The sequence below is a fragment of the Oribacterium sp. NK2B42 genome, assembly GCF_000424445.1.
Lineage (GTDB): Bacteria > Bacillota > Clostridia > Lachnospirales > Lachnospiraceae > Oribacterium.
Map to the genome: position 1 here is coordinate 76,610 of NZ_AUJX01000010.1, position 17,748 is coordinate 94,357.

Below are 17,748 nucleotides of genomic sequence, written 5' to 3' on the forward strand. Positions count from 1 at the left end.
AACACATATTCCATGACAGAATGTTTTAGAAATAGTATAATTCTAGAAAAATGTATGTTTTATGGAGTTGATATTATGAATATACGGACATCCTATGACAGCTTTCGGGATCTTATAGAAAATGATTCATACTATATTGATAAAACCGGCATTATTGAAGAGTATCTGGTAGACAAATTTGATAAAGCAGTTCTCTTTGCAAGGCCACGCAGGTTTGGAAAAACATTAACGATGACGATGTTCAGAGACTTTCTGGATATCAGACAGGACAGTCATGACATTTTCAACAATCTGGAAATAATAAAAAAACAGGACGTTGTTGATAAATATATGAACAAATATCCTGTAATTTTTTTATCTTTAAAAGAAATATACGGAGTTAGTTTTGAAAAAACATATCGAAATTTACAGCTGTTAATAGCAAATTACTGTAAAAAAATCGAAGACATTCTTAATGACGAAGGAGTTAACGATGCTGATAAGGCAGTGTTTTCGGATCTTGAGTATCAGAAGGCTGACGAGACAAATACAGTAGCATCCCTCGATCTTCTATCAAGGATGCTTCATGACCATTACCATAAGCAGGTGTTCGTAATAATAGACGAATATGATGTCCCTATGGCAAAAGCATTGGGCAGGCCCGAGTATGACCGTGTCAGTGACATGATAGAGCATATGCTGAGTTTTGTATGCAAAACCAATGATAATGTCAAAGGTGTCATTCTCTCAGGCTGCTTCTATACAGTAAAAAACAGTACTTATACGGGAGTAAATAATATTATCCCTTATACTGTTCTTTCGCCGAACTTTGCAGGAGCAATTGGTTTTACAGATGAAAATGTAAAAAGAGTACTTAAAGATGCAGGTCTCGAAGACCAGTATGATATTATTTCTGATTGGTATGACGGATATATTTTTGGAAGAGAAAAAATGTACTGTCCATGGGATGTTCTTCTTTATGTCCGTTCAAAGCTTGATGGTACCTATAGTGAGTCCATGGGTCCGAAGAGCTATTGGGTCAATACATCTGAGACCTCTCAGAATCTGATACACGGTTTCCTTGGCAAAACAGAAGCTGTGACAGAGAACTTTGAGCAATTACTTTCAGGCAACTCTATTGATTGTATAGTAGATGACACTATTCCATATAATAGAATATATGAAAGAGGCAATAACTTATGGTCTGCCCTTCTTGAAACCGGATATCTGACTAAAGCGGTTACTGAAGAAATGCAGCTTATGCCTCTTCGAATCCCAAATAAGGAAATACAGGTTGTATTCAGGCAAGAAGTATGGAATTATTTTCAGGATAAGATTGACAATGTATTTGTAAATGATTTTGTTCAGGCATTATGGTACAGAAATATCGAAAAAGCAGAACAATCCTTAAATCAGATACTTGAATCAACTCTTTCTTTTTATCACGAATATAGAGAATATAGCTATCATTTGATATTGGATGGTTTCTTTACCGGAAAAGGATATATTGTTCAGTCAGAAAGAGAATCCGGATATGGCAGAAGCGATCTTATCATACTTGATCCGTCCAGAAAACGAGGATTACTGATTGAGCTTAAGCATGTTGAAAACATTTCAGAATTGGAAAGTGCGCTTAAAGAAGCGTCCAATCAAATCATTCAAAAAGAGTACGAAAGCCAGCTAACATATGAAGGTTATGATAACCTTATAAAATATGGAATGTCCTTTAAAGGTAAGAAATGCCGGATCGCACTTGTTAAATAGATCGAATACCAAAAAAGCTGCCGATGCACTCTGGCATCGGCAGCTTTTCATTATCCTTTGCTTGAAGAATAGTCTTTGTGAAATTTCAAAAAAACCTCTTGAAAAGGGACTCAATAAGCCTCACCCGGAATAATTTATAAGTTAAAATAACCGTTATTAAATATTAAGAAGCTTGCTGTACTCTGCAAGTGCGCCCTCTGTTTCATGGGCAAGAACCTTCTTTGCGAGAGTCTTTCCAAGCTGAACGCCTTCCTGGTCAAAGCTGTTGATATTCCAGATGAAGCCCTGGAACATTACCTTGTTCTCGAAGTGAGCAAGAAGTGCACCGAGAGCCTTGGGATCAAGCTGATCACCGATAATGATGCTTGATGGACGGCCGCCCTCGAAATTCTTGTTCTTGTTCTCGTCAGACTTTCCGCAGGCAAATGCTACGATCTGGGCTGCAACATTGGCACAAAGCTTCTGCTGGCTGGTGCTGCCCTGGATGTCTACGTCATTCTCACACTGGTTGTTGCGGAATCCGATAAACTGAAGAGGCACGATGTCTGTTCCCTGGTGAAGGAGCTGATAGAAGCTGTGCTGTCCGTTTGTTCCCGGCTCACCGAAGATAACAGGACCTGTTACATAATCAATAGGCTCACCGAAACGGTTAACGCTCTTACCGTTAGACTCCATGTCAAGCTGCTGAAGGTGTGCAGGGAAACGGCTGAGTGCCTGAGAGTAAGGAAGAACCGCTGTGCAAGGGTATCCAAGTACGTTTCTCTCATAGAAGCCGATAAGTGCATCAAGCATTGCAGGATTCTTTAAAGCATCCTTGTTTGTTGAGAGCTTGTCTTCTGCTGCCGCACCATCAAGGAAGTCTGCAAATACTTCCGGTCCAAAGGCAAGTGAAAGAACTGCACCGCCTACTCCGGAGGTACTGGAGTAACGTCCGCCGATATAGTCATCCATGTAGAAGGCTGTAATGAAATCATCACTGTGAGCAAGCGGTGATGTCTCTGAAGTAACAGCGATCATGTGCTTTGAAGCATCAAGACCTGCCTTCTTTAACGCATCCATAACAAAGGACTGGTTTGTAAGTGTCTCAAGAGTTGTTCCTGACTTTGAAACAAGTATGAAAAGTGAATGAGCAACATCGATTGAATTAAGTACAGCTGTTGCATCATCAGGATCAACATTACTGATGAACTTGGCCTCCATCTTGAAGGTATCATGCTTCTTTGCCCAGTTCTCAAGTGCAAGGTACATAGCACGAGGACCAAGATCACTTCCGCCGATACCGATCTGAACTACTGTTGTAAACTTCTCGCCTTTTGCATTGGCAATCTCACCTGAGTGCACCTTGTTTGCAAACTCTGCGATCCTCTTCTGCTCATTAACATAAAACTCACGCTTGTTCACCCCGTCTGCAATAACGTCTTTTCCAAGCTGACCTCTGGTGAGATGATGGAGAACCATTCTCTTCTCGCCTGTATTGATAACCTCTCCCTCATAAAGAGCCTGATACTTTTCGGTAAGCTGAGCCTCATCAGCAAGAGCTGCAAGTGCCTTTAATACATCATCATCAACCTCTTTGGAAGCATAATTGTAAGTAAGACCTGCTGCCATCGGTACAGAATACTTGCCGACTCTCTCAGCGCCCTTTGCACCTGACATAGCCTCCACAAGATTAATGTGCTTAACATTTTTAAGTTCCTGATAAGACTTTAAAGTATCAAGATTGTTCCAGTTTGTCATGTTCAGATTCCTCCTTAACCATGTACCTTCACGGATTAAATTTGTCTGGTTTTTTATTAAAATCCAATAGCTACATTATCGCTTTTATTGCGGCAAATCGCAAGAAATAAATGCAGCTGAATACATTTGTTTAAACTGTCCTGCATAGCCTCTTTTAAAACGTAAAGGGCATTCGTGATTACTTTAGGCTTTCAGCAAGTGCTGTTGCAAGTTCCTTCAGCTGTGCCCTGGATGCATCATCCACAGAGGATGTCAACTTAACGGAAGGCTCCAGGATGGTCATGTCCTTCATGGTGCCGAGGAGCTCTGTCATCTTCTTCCCTGCCATCGATGCCCAGCTTCCGTTTTCGATGAGTCCAACCTTTCTTCCGGACAGATTATGGTTCTTAATGTCTGTAAGGAATGTATGCATATGGTCAAATATCTCTGCATTGTAGGTTGCACTTGCAAATACAAGTGTTGAATACTCAAATGCTGTGGAAAGCAGGTATGAAAAATGTGTTTTGGAAACATCAAAAACCTTTACGTCCTTAACACCAAGCTCCGCAAGATCCATAGCGAGAATGTCGGCGGCATTGGCAGTATTTCCGTAAACCGAGCCATAGAAAACAGCAACTGAATTCTTTTCCGGAGTATAGGTCGCCCACTTGGTATAGAGATCAATTATCTTTCCGAAATCGCTTCTCCAAAGATGGCCGTGGAGAGGGAGAATCATCCTGATATCAAGAGCTGCTGCCTTCTTAAGAAGTGCATTGGTCTGTACCCCGTATTTTCCGACGATATTGACATAATATCTTCTGGCTTCAGACTTCCAGTCCTGATCCCAGTCAACCTCATCTGCGAAAATGTTTCCACTCATGGCTCCAAAGGCTCCGAATGCATCTGCCGAGAACAATGTTCCTGTAGAAGACTCGTAAGTAACGATAACCTCCGGCCAGTGAACCATAGGTGCCGTGAAGAAATTAAGTGTATGATGTCCAAGCTCAAGTGTATCCTTTTCCTTTACTGCGATACCTTCAACCTTGATGTGATAGAACTGGTCGATCATCTGTATGGCTTTCTGAGATGCCACAATCTTCATCTCCGGATATCTCGAAAGGAGTTCAGGAATGCAGGAACAATGATCCGGCTCCATATGCTGAACCACCATGTAATCAAGGGCTCTGCCCGCAAGGACATGGTCGAGATTATCCAGGAACTGACGTGAAACGGCATCATCTATTCCATCCATAAGACAGGTCTTGTCGTCAAGGATCACATAATTGTTATAAGACATGCCCGCCGGCACGGGATAAACATTTTCAAAAAGCTCCAGCCTTCTGTCGGAAGCTCCCAGCCACCAAATGTCTTTCTGTACTTCTCTCACATTGTACATAATGTTTCCTCCTAAATATGTATTTTTCAGGGACGTAGAAAATACATAATCTAAACTCTTGTAAGACTCTATTCCCTCTGTCTCTGTTTAGTTGCGTCTGACCACAATTATAAACCAACGGAAACTCATTGGACATTAGTTTTTAATCAATTCATCTAAGTTTCTATGGTTTAAACAAGCATTTACAACTATTAATGCTTTTCCTTTATCCTTTCAAGGAGCTCCTTATTGCGCTCCAGCATGTTATAGATACCGTCCTCCGAAAGAATACCCCTTTTCAGTCTCTCGGGAAGTTTACCCTTTTCGTCCATGGCGAAGTCATCCTTCCATTGCTGACTTGTATAATACTTTTCCAGTACCTGTATCTCAGTCTGGAATTTTTCATACTCAGCCATCTTCTTTTCAAGAGCGTCCATCCTCTGTATCGCCCTGTCAAGGATTTCTTCCATCTCATTAAGGTGCTTTGGAATATTCTCGGCTGCAAAACGATCCCTGTACTGCTTTTTCTTTTCACTGTACTTCTTTTCTATCTCTGTGTAAGGAATCCGGATCTGTTCTGCTTCGATTTTACCAAAGACATATTGAAGGGCTTCATCATCGGATAGTTTCTCCTCTGACTGTTTCTTATATGCCTCATACATCCAGCTGCCTATCTTTTCTTTCTGTACGGTCTTTAACTGACTGTACGTTTTATCCACCTGTGAAATCTGTCCCTCAGCCATATTTTGTTTGTTCATAGCCTAATCCCCTCATTTCTTCATTCCTGACCGTATCAATTTTACCATAGAAATCTTAAATATTATCGTCTTACTGAATCTGATTTGTTAGAATAAATATACTATCTTCTGATATAGGACGCGTTCTGAAAAAGAACACAATATAGTTATAAAGGGCACTCAGCATTCTCCCACAGAGAAAGGAATCACCTAAACATGGGCACTTCACAGAAATGGTTCATTGCCATCGATTTAAAATCATTTTATGCCAGCTGCGAGCTTACAGAAAGAAAATACGATGCTCTGACCACAAACCTTGTAGTAGCGGATGCATCAAGGACCGAGAAAACGATATGTCTTGCTGTCAGCCCATCCCTGAAGGCTTACGGAATCAGCGGCCGCGCCAGGCTCTTTGAGGTCATAAAGCGCGTGAAGGAAGTCAATGAAGAACGTCTCAGAAACGCAATCCGGCTTGGTGTGGCAGTGAAAGATGAGAGCACAGGTAAATATGGTTTCTCCTCTGCCTCTTATGACAGAGAGGCACTTGAGGCTGACCCCTCTTTGGAACTATCCTATATCATAGCTCCTCCGAGAATGAAACTGTATGAGCAAATAAGTACCAGGGTCTTCTCCATATATCTCCGCTTCGTTTCCGCAGAGGACATCCACGTGTACAGCATCGATGAATGTTTTATCGACGTTACCGGTTACCTCAAAACCTACTCTCTCACTGCCCATGAACTGGCAATGAAGATGATTCGGGAGGTTTTGGATGAAACCGGGATAACCGCTACCGCCGGCATTGGCACCAATATGTATCTTGCAAAGATAGCCATGGATATAGTTGCGAAGCACGCTCCTGCTGACGAACAGGGTGTACGTATAGCAGAGCTTGATGAAATGAGATATCGGAAGCTCCTTTGGTGCCATACTCCTCTCACTGACTTCTGGCGGGTGGGACGAGGCATATCTAAAAGGCTTGAAAGCATGGGGATTTATACCATGGGTGATATAGCAAGACAGAGTGAAGTGGATGAGTCTTCCCTGTACAAGGCCCTGGGTGTTAATGCCGAACTCCTGATAGACCATGCCTGGGGATGGGAACCTACAGAGATAGCAACCATCAAATCCTATAAGCCTGAAACGAACAGTTTGTCATCCGGACAGGTTCTGATGGAACCCTATGACAGCACAGATGCCCGTTTGATCGTACAGGAAATGACAGAACTTCTGGTTCTTGATTTAGTGCGTAAGGGTCTGGTAACAAAAAGGATCGAACTGACCCTGGGCTATGACAGGACAAGCATTGAATATGAGTATAAAGGAAGGTCTCCTCAGGATTCGACCTTTAGGAATACGAAGACAGGAAAAAGATATTCCGGGAAAGTGACTATGGATCCATACGGCCGCCCCCTTCCATATCATGCACATGGAACAGGAAATATAGACCGTTGGACGAGTTCCACAAAGCGGATCATGGAGGTGATGCTTGAACTGTATGATCGCATCGTTGATCAGGATCTTGTGATCCGTCGTGTTAATGTTGTGGCCTGTGATCTGATACCTGAAGATAAGATACCTGCCGGCGCACCTTTCCAGATGGATCTCTTCACGGACTATGAAACATTGGAGAAACAGAAAGCTGCAGAGGATGCAGAAGATAAACGGGAAAAAAATCTGCAAAAGGCAACGCTGCTTTTGCAGGAAAAATTCGGCAAGAATGCTGTTCTCAAGGGAATGAATCTGAAAAAAGGTGCCATGACGATTGCAAGGAACGGCCAGATCGGTGGTCACAAGGCAGAATGAAGTATGTAGTGTAAATAATACTATTCATTATTTTTTATGCACCCGACTCAAAGCGGAGGAATGGAGAATTATATGACAAAAGGAATAACAAATAAAGAACCGGATCCGGAGATTGTTTATGCGGACATATTCCACCACCCGCACTGGCAGAGTCCCACCAGACCTCACATGAGTCTCTATGACCGTGCCGCTCAGTTTGCTCCGTTCGCTGCACTGACAGGATACGAGGACATGGTGAGCGAGGAAGCCAGGAAAGCAGAAAAGGAAGCAGGTTTTTCCGAAAAAAATCCTACTTCAGTGACTTTTGATCCGGGGTCTGTCCAGGATCCGCTGTGGACAGTTCCGACGATGAATAATCAACGATAGCCTGCAAAACTTGAACACCCACCCGTATAGCGGGTGGGTTTATGTGCCACAGGCTTGATCGTTTTGCTGCCCGAAATACCTGAAGCAGCACGTGGCACGTAGTCTCGACCTGCAAAACTAAAAGACCCTGCCGGACTATTCCGACAGGGTCTTCTATTTGCGTAGGATTTATCTATAAAGGAGAGGTTTTTCCGTTATATTTGTTTTAATCAGATTCCGAATTCCTGTGCCCAGTATGTTCTGCCGTTCTGAGTTGTTGTTGAGATTGCACATGTATTAAAGTCCGGCTTTAAGATGTTTGCTTTGTGTGTAGGTGATGCCATCCAAGCGTTTACTACTTCGTCTGCTGTGTTGTAGCCTTCTGCAAGATTCTCGCCGTACTGAAGATCTGCATTTACTGTGTACCAGTCTGATCCGTCCGGTCTTGTGTGTGAGAACTTAGTTGTGATCTCGTTTGCTCTTACTACTGATGTTGTCTCAAGTGATGCGCTGTACTGAACTGCTGAAAGTCCGTTTGCTATTCTTATCTCATTAACCTTTGCAAGTGCCTGAGCCTCAAGGTCAGTCTGTGCAAAAGATGTAAGTGTCATCATTACTGCGAAGAAGATTGCTACGAATATTGTTCTAACAAGGTTTCTCATTTTCTTTTCCTTTCAAGTGCAGCTGGCTGACCTTTCGGTCCCTATAGCTTTGCGTCGCCGGATTTCTCCGGGTTTGCTATTTAAGTGAATCGGGATAAAAAAATTGGCACCGGGTTTTGTACCCTGTGCCAGTTAACCTAGAACCTTCTTGAATTAATTCTGATTCGAGAACTAACCTTCGGAGCTCTGCTCCATGAAGATTGCAACTGGCTGGCCTTTCGGCCCCTGTAGTTTTGCGTCGCCGGATTTCTCCGGGTTTGCCCAACTAAGATCTAGGTTGGATCTTAGTTTAAAGAGAAGCGAACCGTTTTTCTGATTCCTTTCTTTTCTCATCTCCTCTTTACAATACTAATTATACTATAGATTTTTTAAATCGCAAGCCTTTTCCTTAAAATTAATCAATTAATTTTTGATTTTAATTTGTGTTTTGATGCTCACTTTTTAATAATATCAAGCCCCACATATTTTGTCATCTTAAATATGACTATAACTCATCCAGATATGCATTCAGGAACTCGGCGGCAAGACTTCCCGGTTTAATATTTTTTCTTGCATCATCAAAGGCGAACCAGTTAAATGAATCGATTTCCTTATTGGTGGAAAGCTCGCTGTCAGAATCAACAAATACTGTAAAATTGCACATCAAGGTGTTTGATGGCTCAAAGAATTTAGTTCTGTTGAATCGGATATGTGATGCAGTCATACCGGTTTCCTCTTTAAGTTCTCTTACTACAGCATGCTCTAACTGTTCACCTCTGTTGACATATCCGGCAACAAGGATATAGACATCCCTGCCATATTGCTTGATGAGGAGTATCTTGTTTGTCTTTTTATTGATAACGATCATGCTTACAGCCACATTGTACATGGGGAACCTGAACTCATTGCAGGAAGGGCAAAAAGGCACCATGCCTTCTCCTTCCAATTCCTTCTCAATTAATTCAGAACCGCATACCTGACAATATTTTTCGCTCATACTTAACTCCTATCGATATTCCTATATTCACCGTTCTTAAAATATTAACTATATCGTAACACAGTTTACTGATAATAGGATTTATAAAAGAAAAATTAGCGGTTAAAAATCCGAATGTACCGGATCTTAACCGCTTAAGTTCTATGACAAAGATGATAGAATGCATATTATCTGATCATTGATTCTCTGAGGGTTGCCGGCCTTCACTTGCCAAGAATTGCATCACGAAGAGGTGCTGCGATTTTCTCAAGTTCAGCCTGATCCTGTATCTTTTTCAGGTTCGGATCCATGGCGAAGGTTCCGCCCCACTCGAACTGATCCTTGTACTTTGGAACCAGATGCATGTGGAGATGACAGCCTGTATCACCGTACATTCCATAGTTTACCTTTTCCGGCTTGAAAACCTTGTGGATAGCATCAGCAACGGTTGCCACGTCTGCGATAAATGCGTTACGCTCCTCGAGAGAAATGTCCAGCATCTCAGATACATGATGCTTTGATGCAACTATACATCTACCCGGATGGCTCTGTTCCTTAAAAAGATAAACTGTTGAAGAAGGGAGCTCGCAGATTTCATAACCAAACTTTTCTACCAGCTCGCCCTTTGCGCAATATGCGCAGTCCGGATGCTCTTTCGCCATATCCTGTGCCATAAAAATACCTCCAAAATAGTAATAAACATGATTTGTGTAATCGCTTACATTTTTGGATAGTATAGCACTTCATGTCACATTATAAAAGGATATTTTAAAGGATTTACCTGTTATTATTATATTCATATCCGTATAGAAAACATTAATAATAAAAGCCTTCCAAAGATGAATAACTTTACATTCATCTTTGGAAAGCTTTTAATCAACTGTTGTGCTGCATTATACCCTTATGAAGTGCAGCTGTACCGCCGGATAATCTCCCATGGATAAATTCATGGCGTAACCACCGTACATCAGTGCGGCGCCGGTCATTTTCTGCTCTGTTCCTTCCAGTACGTATACAGCCTCCTCGTCAAGGCCTCTGAGCTTTATGTTCTTGATCTTTGCATTAGCCTGAGCTTTCTTGACTACAACATTGACAAGAACCTCAGACTTATCGGCTGCCGCAAACTCCCAGGCTTTATAAATCTCACGCTGACTTTCCGGTGTGATTCTGTAGTAATCTCCCTTTTGTATAAGCCAATAGAATCTATTGAAAGTTTTTATCTGATCCTTTACTTTCTCACGCTCCTCCTCTGTAAGCTTCGTTATATCAAGCTCATAGCCAAAGGTTCCGGACATGGCAACAATGCCGCGGGTCTCAAAAGGTGTGCTTCTTCCTGTCTGGTGATTCGGAACCGCTGAAACATGGCTTCCTACAGTGCTTACAGGATAACCAAATGAGGTTCCCTCCTGGATCTCAAGTCTTTCGATGGCATCGGTATCATCTGAGCACCAGATCTGAGGACAGTAATACATCATTCCCGCATCAAAACGTCCGCCGCCGCCTGAGCAGCCTTCGATCATAAGCTCCGGATAAGCCTTTAAAAGTCGATCCAGCAGTGAGTAGGTTCCCAGCATAAATCTGTGGCCAGCCTCCCCCTGACGGTCTGCCGGGAGCTTGTTGGAGTAAACATTACATACAGATCTGTTAAAGTCCCACTTAATATAGGAAATATGAGCACTTGCAAGGATTTTGCTGATACAGTCGAAAAGGTAATCCTCCACTTCCTTATTGCTCATATCCAGCACCATCTGGTTTCGTGACATGTTCGGGAGTCTGTCCGGATCCCTCAAAGCCCACTCCGGATGCTTTCTGAAAAGCTCCGAATCCTCATTGATCATCTCCGGCTCAAACCAGAGACCGAACTTCATGCCAAGCTTATCGGTTTCGTCTGATATTCTCTTGAGTCCGCCAACAAGCTTCTTTTCATTAACAAACCAGTCACCGAGACCTGAATTATCATCGTCACGCTTTCCGAACCAGCCGTCATCAAGGACCATCATTTCTACTCCCAGTTCCGAAGCAGATCTTGCGATGTCTATGATCTTCTCAGCATTGAAATCAAAGTAAGTAGCTTCCCAGTTATTTATGAGAACAGGTCTCTTCAGGTCTCTATACTTCCGGTCGCAGACATTATCACGGATAAGGTTATGGTAATTGTGGCTGAGCTTTTCGAGACCCTGATCCGTAAAAGTCATGATAGCCTCAGGAGTGTCAAATGATGTACCCTTTTCAAGCATCCAGGAGAAGCCTTCGTCATTGATACCGGAAACCACACGCACGGCTCCGGCCTGATCCTGCTCGATCTCGAACTTGTGATTTCCCGAGTACATAAGCATCATGCCAATGCAGTCGCCCGTTGTTTCTGTGGCCTCATGATCACAAAGAATCACGAAAGGATTCTGATGGTGGCTGCTCATGCCTCTCTTCGAGCTGATGACTCTGATATCCTGATCCAGTTTATGACGGGTCATCTCTCGTTCCATGGTATGCTTTCCCACAAAATGTATCTCATCCCAGCTTCCGTAAAGAATGTCAAGGGTAGCTGAGGAAGCCTTCTCCAGACGGATAGCATTGTCCGAGGCATTGATAAATCTTGTATGTCTAACGATGATATCTTTTTCAGCAAATACAGAATAGTAAAGCTCAACTGTCAATCCGATGATCTCATCTTCCATAGTAATGACAAGTGTGCTTACTTCATCATCATACTGTCTCACCGAAGGAAGCCCCGGTATCTCAGGCTTTTTCTCAAGTATCTTATATGATTTATATCTCAGATCACAGCTTCTGCTGCCATTTTCAGCTATGAGATGTAATGAGCTGACTCTGAAATCCCCGACTCCGCATCCTGAAAACTCCTGAGGGAGTACATCTATGGAACGACCCCTGTCAAGACGGTACTCATAAAGATTTCCTGAAAATCCTCTGTCCACAGGTATAATCTGGTAACTCATATCAGTCCCATAGGTCGGTCTTCCATAATATGTATGTAAGAGGAGTCCGATGTCATCTATCTTCATCTGGTACTCTGTATTCTCTGTAAGCAGTCTGAAAAACTTTTTTGTTTCATCAAAAACTATTGCCATAATGACACTCCTTTTGCCTTGCAAATTATATTTCATAATATTTGGACATGGCTATACTACGCTATTTTTGCATCTTTTAGTATGTTATAATGCGTTTAGAATTTGTCTTTTTGTGACTTATCAAAGGAGTGTTTATGAGAGTTCAGACAACTGCGTCCGTCGGAAGATTTGATGATCATGCCTTTCTTGATTATGACTGGTCCGATGATCTTTCACTTTATGAAATAGGTAACTTCAACTGCCCTCCGCTATATTCCTATGGTCCTGTTGCACGTCCCAGAGATATATTCCATTTTGTTCTTTCAGGCAAGGGTAAGCTTTATATAAAAAACCGCGAGTATACTGTAGAAGCCGGTCAGGGCTTTCTCATCCCTCATGAAGTCAAGGCTCTATATACAGCTGACAGGAATGATCCCTGGTCCTATTTCTGGCTGCATATAGGCGGTGCAAGACTGGCTGAAATATGGACAAAGGCGGGTCTGTCAGAGGATAATCCTGTATTTGTCTCAGACGTCGACTCCTCTCCTATGCCTGAACTTTACAGGGATATTTCTGAAAAACGAGACAGAGAACTGTATTGCATTTCAAAGCTATTTGAAATCATGGATCATGTCACATCAACCTCCGTAAACCGGCAGCTTTCCAGGCCAAACACACAACTGGATTTTGTGCAGCGTATCATACACATCATCCAGATAAAATATTCAGAACCTCTGCAAGTCACTCAGATTGCAGAGCTTTGCGGGCTCAACAGAAGTTATATGTCCAGAATCTTTAAAGATGCCACCGGTTCAAGCATCCAGGAATATCTTATGAATTACCGCATGAAAAAAGCCAACCGGCTTCTGAAAGAAACGGGCGAGTCCGTTCAGACTATTTCAAACCTGGTTGGCTATAAGGACATATTCACTTTTTCGAAAGCATATAAAAAAGTATTCGGCAATTCTCCGTCCATTTACCGTGCAGAATCAGAAAATCGTAAGGGGGGCTGACCCCCTTACACGATACTTCAACAGCCGAATAATAAACTTTGTAAATCAGCTATAATACGACAATAAAAACAATAAAATAATTATAAAATCTCTTAAAAACTAATGCTGAAAGCAAAATGTTGTGATATTATAATATTGTAAATACAAGATATAGTAAATAGAAACTTGTTAATGCACTGTGACCAATCCAATGGCGGTGCCGTGAAAAAATCCGCAATCCATTTTCTCCCCCTCCCCATTCGAGAAAATGTTGCGGATTTTTTGTATAAGTCCGGTATCAGGCGGCAATATGTCCAGCAGCCATTTTATATCCGAAACCATCTTTTAAGAGATCACAATATTTTCTGTTAACCATTATTTATCTTGCAACCTCAAAGATATTGATAAATCCGGTTGTTTCCAGTATCTCCCATACAGTGTCATTGACACCGGTGAGACGAACCTTGGCACCGCCTTTTTGAAGTATCATCAGTACACGCAGCCCCGCAGAAGAAATGTATTGAAGCCGGGCACAATTGATTTCTGCCTTTGTTATGGTATTATTTGACTTTTCAGTCTCCCAGACCTTCAAAAGCTCAGGCGCAGTGATGGTGTCCATTCGACCGCGAAGATTCACTCGTAAGACCCCGTCCGACACCATATGATCCATGGAGAAGGTGCTGTCTGTTTGCCGGACATCAGAGGCTTTCCAATGCTCCTCAGGTGTGATAACCCAGTAATGACAGCTGCGCATTGCTTCCTTGAATGCATCTGTCTGTTTTCCCGTCAGCTTTTGATAGACCGTCAGCTCCGGCATGTGCTCGGCCAGATTCACACGCCTTGCCTTCAGTCCATGTACTGCCAAAAGAGCTGTTACTCTGTCCAATGATGCCGGAACGTCCATTGGGTTGATGATAAAAGCATTGGTCAGGCTGCCGGCGTCGGACTGCCCCGATGCGGCATCTCTGGATGCCATCAGTTTCTGAAGGGCGTCCTCTCCAAGAACAGACTTGAAGGTCAACGTGAATTGCAGGATATATTCCGGGTCCGGAGTGATCCAGCAGCCACCGTGTGCTTCAAGGAGGCTGCGTACATTGGTGATGACTGCATTGACCTCGCTGTCGGTGAAGTACATCATCATCCCCTCAGTGGTCAGGCAGATGGGTTCATGAACATCCTTAAGTGCTGCTATAAGTGAATCCGGATTGGTGGCATCCACCCCCTCAAAAAGCATTCTCTCGGGATGATCGGTGAGATCAGAGAGAATCGGACCCACCTCATTCGCAACGATCGGCAGGTCCAGACCTATGAATTTAAGACCCTTTGCCGTTAAATGCAAAGCCTTAGGAGTATATCCACAGGGTAGATCCACGTTGATTTTATAGCCGGATTCTTCGATCAGACGGCACATGGTGCGGTACTTAGCCTCCACCACAAGCTCATTTCCGAGAATAGTTCCGGAATCCTTCATACCTGAAACCTCCTCGGCGCTGCCAAGCCCCAGCCTATTGACGATTTCGGCGGCATTCGGGATACCGGCCTGCGCCATCAGGCATACCGCCGTCTTAGCCGTCATAAAAACGGGATTCGTCCGTGCCTGTACACTGTAGTCAATGGATTCTTTTTCCATGCTGTTCCTCCTCAAAAAAAATTGATATTTCATATATCGGCTGCACGATAAAAATAATAAAAAAAAGAACGCTATGGGTGTTTTCAATAGCGTTCTTTTTTAATACGTTAGTTTAATCTTTTTTTCAGAAATTCCTTTTCTTCAAATTCACATAACGATGGATTTATGTTAACCGCATCTAGTCTAATGAATTTCGAGTTTCCTTATAAGCTCATACTCATTCTCGAAATACTCATCCAGACACTGAAGGTTCATGACTCCGTCCACGATAGATACCTTGAAGGTTGAGTCCCTGAGGTTACTCTTCTCGAAATCTAACTTGAGAGTATCTTCTTCTAGCTCATAGTCGAAGCTGTAGCTGTGCTCCGGAAGTACCAGAGCCCCTGATCCACTCTTTGTGAAGCGGTAGGAAGTGATGTCATCGATGCTCCAAAGTCCTTCCAGGTCTTCCATGGTGAGGTACTCCTTTTTCTTTTCTGCCAATGTCTCCGCCGGTGCCGTCGTCTCTGCAGGAACAGTTTCTTCTATCAGAGCTTCTGTCTCAGCTAATGTTTCCTCTGCCGTTGTCTCTTCAAGGTCTTCTGTTGATGCTACAGTTTCTTCGGACTCAGGAACTTCGCCGGATTCATCTGTTTCACCATCGGTTTCTTTATCTGAATCATCCTTGTCTTTATTTTCTGAATCTGATCCATCTTCCGAAGCAGCTACTTTACCTTCTTCAATCTGTTCCGTATCATCAGTTGAATCCTTATCTGTATCTCCTGATTTATCATCAGTTGAGTCCTTGTCTACATCCTTTGATTTATCATCAGTTGAGTCTTTATCCGCATCTTTTGACTTATCATCAGACTTACCATCTGACTCATCCTTGCCTGACGTGTCTTTTTCACCGGCTTTATTATCCGATGTTGAGTCAGACTTATCTGAGCCTTTATTTGAATTATCAGTATCCGTACCGGACTTGTCTTGGTCTTTGTTTACAGATTCTGAGTTGTCTGTATCAGAGCCCTTTTTATCAGTATCATCATTCCCGGTATCAGTATTCTTCTCTTCCGACTTTTTCTCATTCTGCTGAGAACTGTTTTCTGTATTTTCATTGACCTGATTCTCGGTGGCATGGGCATTACTTCCTACAGCTGTAACCAGGAAGCCGGCCATCACGAGCATTTCAAGACCTTTTATTAATTTTCTTTTCATTCTAAACTCCTTACTCCTGCCCTACAGGTGTCGCACCAACGCCGTTCCAGGCACCATCGGCACCAACTGTATGTCCGTCAGGTGTCACTGTAGACCTGTAAAGTCTTCCCTGTGATGATCCCGGTACAATGTCGAAATAGTACCACTTGTTTTCGATGTTCTTCCAGCCGGTTGCCATTCTGCCACGCCAGCCATCCTTTTCCGGCATCAGGTAAAACCTCTCGCCTTTATAGTCAAACCAGTTAGTCTGCATGTTTCCATCCTCATTGAAGTAATACCAATATCTGAGACCATTGTAGTCGAGGCTCATCCACTCGGATTTAGCTAAAGTTCCGTCTGACTTTGTGTATGTCCAGGTGTCAGCATTAGCATTATTACCCCATCTTCCGCCTATGTCACTGGCAGGTACTCCTGACTCAACCTGATGGTTCTCGGGAATGCTGTATGTGCTTACGTTATTGATCTGATCAACCTTTGCCTGAGCTTCTGTATATCTCTTAGAGGAAGAACCGCTGCTTGAGTTGCTTCCGCTGTCACTGTCATCTGAACTGCTGTCATCAGAATCATCGTAACTGCTTGGTCTCTCCTTCTTTTTAATGGACTCCGTTTTTGTTTCTCCGCATATTGAACATGTATAAGTCCTTATTCCTTCTTCATCATAGGTAGCTTCCTTTGTGATCTCGACCTTATCCCACTTATGACCTGTAGCTTTGATACTGTATGAAGACCCGTCAGTTATTTCCTTTGATCCGGTCGCATCTTCAAACCACCTGCCACATTCCGGACATACATAATATTCTTTATTACCATCTTCCGTACATGTCGGCTCTTTCGCTTCAACCAGCTTGAACGTATGCGTATGGGCTTCTCCCTTTTTCTGGATAGTTACTGAAATGACTTTAGCTTCGCTGTCACTGTGAGCATTATCACCAACAGCCTTGTACCATACATAGTAGGTTCCGGCGTCGGTTTTTGCAGGGATGGATGTGGTATAAAGGTTATCCGCAGGGGCTGAGTTCGTAGTGGTCACGGCGTACTTCATGGTGTAGCCTGCCGGAAGCGCGGTCGTCGGCGTGTTGATCAGTTGGATCGGACTTCCCGAGTACGTCATGCCTGTTTTTGCTGAAACCTCGCTCATGACCTGCAGGATCACAAGCTTGTCTTCAGCATCGGTCAGCTTCTTTAACGTATCAGCAGATATCTTCGCCTGCTGATCTGCAGTCAGGGCGTTGTATGCCGCTCTTGCCGCTTCGATGGCCTCCTTGTCAGTTATGGTCACTTCATCGGCTGCCGGAAGGGCGTTAATGGTATCGCTTACATCAGTTGCTGCTGCAGTGTCAGCTTCTTCTTTTTTCTCTGTTGTGGTCTTCACGGCATTCGCAGCTGTTTCCGTATTGCTCTTTGCTGCGGTCACTTCATCAATCGTGGTCGCATTGTCGATGGCGGCCTTGCCGTCTGTGATTGCCTGGTTCAGTGCTGCCCAGTCATCCGCGTCGTAGTCAGCCTCGGCCTTGCCGTCGAGCAG

13 protein-coding genes, 1 pseudogene and 2 riboswitches are annotated in these 17,748 nt (G+C 43.3%); of the genes and pseudogenes, 4 read left to right on the forward strand and 10 right to left on the reverse strand.

The window, feature by feature from the left end; translation table 11 throughout:
- Nucleotides 1-75 precede the first annotated feature (75 nt).
- Nucleotides 76-1,743 carry an AAA family ATPase gene (locus G625_RS0105705; protein ID WP_029200347.1) on the forward strand — a complete coding sequence of 556 codons (1,668 nt, stop codon included), beginning with the start codon at nt 76-78 and terminating at the stop codon, nt 1,741-1,743.
- Nucleotides 1,744-1,899: 156 nt separating this feature from the next.
- On the opposite strand, the gene G625_RS0105710 is transcribed toward G625_RS0105705, so the two are convergent.
- The 3 genes from G625_RS0105710 to G625_RS22980 form a co-directional block, all read right to left on the reverse strand.
- Nucleotides 1,900-3,480 (reverse strand): glucose-6-phosphate isomerase, encoded by a 1,581-nt coding sequence (locus G625_RS0105710; protein ID WP_029200348.1) that lies wholly within the window; start codon nt 3,478-3,480, stop codon nt 1,900-1,902.
- A 178-nt stretch (nt 3,481-3,658) separates the two neighbouring features.
- Nucleotides 3,659-4,855, reverse strand: a complete 1,197-nt coding sequence (locus G625_RS0105715; RefSeq protein ID WP_029200349.1) for an FprA family A-type flavoprotein — start codon at nt 4,853-4,855, stop codon at nt 3,659-3,661.
- Nucleotides 4,856-5,046: 191 nt separating this feature from the next.
- Nucleotides 5,047-5,592 carry a DUF4298 domain-containing protein gene (locus G625_RS22980; RefSeq protein ID WP_242826596.1) on the reverse strand — a complete coding sequence of 182 codons (546 nt, stop codon included), beginning with the start codon at nt 5,590-5,592 and terminating at the stop codon, nt 5,047-5,049.
- 195 nt (nt 5,593-5,787) lie between these two features.
- On the opposite strand from G625_RS22980, the gene G625_RS0105725 reads away from it, so the two are divergent.
- A complete protein-coding gene (locus G625_RS0105725; RefSeq protein WP_029200351.1) occupies nt 5,788-7,377 on the forward strand; it encodes a Y-family DNA polymerase in 1,590 nt (529 codons plus the stop codon).
- A 72-nt stretch (nt 7,378-7,449) separates the two neighbouring features.
- Entirely contained in the window at nt 7,450-7,743 is a 294-nt protein-coding gene (locus G625_RS23615; RefSeq protein WP_049895748.1) for a hypothetical protein, read from the forward strand.
- A 209-nt stretch (nt 7,744-7,952) separates the two neighbouring features.
- Here the strand turns inward: G625_RS23615 and G625_RS0105735 are convergent, their stop codons facing one another.
- The 4 genes from G625_RS0105735 to G625_RS0105755 form a co-directional block, all read right to left on the reverse strand.
- Nucleotides 7,953-8,384 carry a CAP domain-containing protein gene (locus G625_RS0105735; protein WP_029200352.1) on the reverse strand — a complete coding sequence of 144 codons (432 nt, stop codon included), beginning with the start codon at nt 8,382-8,384 and terminating at the stop codon, nt 7,953-7,955.
- 14 nt (nt 8,385-8,398) lie between these two features.
- Nucleotides 8,399-8,472, reverse strand: a riboswitch (cyclic di-GMP riboswitch).
- A gap of 110 nt (nt 8,473-8,582) precedes the next feature.
- Nucleotides 8,583-8,656, reverse strand: a riboswitch (cyclic di-GMP riboswitch).
- A gap of 212 nt (nt 8,657-8,868) precedes the next feature.
- The gene (locus G625_RS0105745; protein ID WP_029200353.1) at nt 8,869-9,360 is read right to left on the reverse strand and encodes an NAD(+) diphosphatase; all 492 of its coding nucleotides are present in this window, start codon (nt 9,358-9,360) and stop codon (nt 8,869-8,871) included.
- Nucleotides 9,361-9,563: 203 nt separating this feature from the next.
- Entirely contained in the window at nt 9,564-10,013 is a 450-nt protein-coding gene (locus G625_RS0105750; RefSeq protein ID WP_044931757.1) for an HIT family protein, read from the reverse strand.
- Between the two features lie 219 nt (nt 10,014-10,232).
- The gene (locus G625_RS0105755; protein WP_029200355.1) at nt 10,233-12,425 is read right to left on the reverse strand and encodes an alpha-galactosidase; all 2,193 of its coding nucleotides are present in this window, start codon (nt 12,423-12,425) and stop codon (nt 10,233-10,235) included.
- 134 nt (nt 12,426-12,559) lie between these two features.
- Here G625_RS0105755 and G625_RS0105760 point away from each other — a divergent pair, with 134 nt between their 5' ends.
- Nucleotides 12,560-13,417 carry an AraC family transcriptional regulator gene (locus G625_RS0105760; RefSeq protein ID WP_029200356.1) on the forward strand — a complete coding sequence of 286 codons (858 nt, stop codon included), beginning with the start codon at nt 12,560-12,562 and terminating at the stop codon, nt 13,415-13,417.
- Between the two features lie 358 nt (nt 13,418-13,775).
- Here G625_RS0105760 and G625_RS21065 read toward each other — a convergent pair whose 3' ends face one another.
- From G625_RS21065 to G625_RS0105775, 3 genes and pseudogenes are all read right to left on the reverse strand, one after another.
- A complete protein-coding gene (locus G625_RS21065) occupies nt 13,776-15,026 on the reverse strand; it encodes an STAS domain-containing protein (protein ID WP_049895749.1) in 1,251 nt (416 codons plus the stop codon).
- A 183-nt stretch (nt 15,027-15,209) separates the two neighbouring features.
- Nucleotides 15,210-16,223 carry a DUF5640 domain-containing protein gene (locus G625_RS0105770; RefSeq protein ID WP_029200358.1) on the reverse strand — a complete coding sequence of 338 codons (1,014 nt, stop codon included), beginning with the start codon at nt 16,221-16,223 and terminating at the stop codon, nt 15,210-15,212.
- A gap of 10 nt (nt 16,224-16,233) precedes the next feature.
- A pseudogene (locus tag G625_RS0105775) lies at nt 16,234-17,748 on the reverse strand (DUF1542 domain-containing protein); the annotation flags it as partial.

What these genes read in the sequence shown, in the direction of transcription:
- G625_RS0105745 (WP_029200353.1), bottom strand. Translation starts at nt 9,360, where the DNA reads ATGAGCGAAAAATATTGTCAGGTATGCGGTTCTGAATTAATTGAGAAG.
- G625_RS0105710 (WP_029200348.1), bottom strand. Translation starts at nt 3,480, where the DNA reads ATGACAAACTGGAACAATCTTGATACTTTAAAGTCTTATCAGGAACTT.
- G625_RS0105715 (WP_029200349.1), bottom strand. Translation starts at nt 4,855, where the DNA reads ATGTACAATGTGAGAGAAGTACAGAAAGACATTTGGTGGCTGGGAGCT.
- G625_RS22980 (WP_242826596.1), bottom strand. Translation starts at nt 5,592, where the DNA reads ATGAACAAACAAAATATGGCTGAGGGACAGATTTCACAGGTGGATAAA.
- G625_RS0105755 (WP_029200355.1), bottom strand. Translation starts at nt 12,425, where the DNA reads ATGGCAATAGTTTTTGATGAAACAAAAAAGTTTTTCAGACTGCTTACA.
- G625_RS0105760 (WP_029200356.1), top strand. Translation starts at nt 12,560, where the DNA reads ATGAGAGTTCAGACAACTGCGTCCGTCGGAAGATTTGATGATCATGCC.
- G625_RS0105750 (WP_044931757.1), bottom strand. Translation starts at nt 10,013, where the DNA reads ATGGCACAGGATATGGCGAAAGAGCATCCGGACTGCGCATATTGCGCA.
- G625_RS0105770 (WP_029200358.1), bottom strand. Translation starts at nt 16,223, where the DNA reads ATGAAAAGAAAATTAATAAAAGGTCTTGAAATGCTCGTGATGGCCGGC.
- G625_RS0105735 (WP_029200352.1), bottom strand. Translation starts at nt 8,384, where the DNA reads ATGAGAAACCTTGTTAGAACAATATTCGTAGCAATCTTCTTCGCAGTA.
- G625_RS23615 (WP_049895748.1), top strand. Translation starts at nt 7,450, where the DNA reads ATGACAAAAGGAATAACAAATAAAGAACCGGATCCGGAGATTGTTTAT.
- G625_RS21065 (WP_049895749.1), bottom strand. Translation starts at nt 15,026, where the DNA reads ATGGAAAAAGAATCCATTGACTACAGTGTACAGGCACGGACGAATCCC.
- G625_RS0105725 (WP_029200351.1), top strand. Translation starts at nt 5,788, where the DNA reads ATGGGCACTTCACAGAAATGGTTCATTGCCATCGATTTAAAATCATTT.
- G625_RS0105705 (WP_029200347.1), top strand. Translation starts at nt 76, where the DNA reads ATGAATATACGGACATCCTATGACAGCTTTCGGGATCTTATAGAAAAT.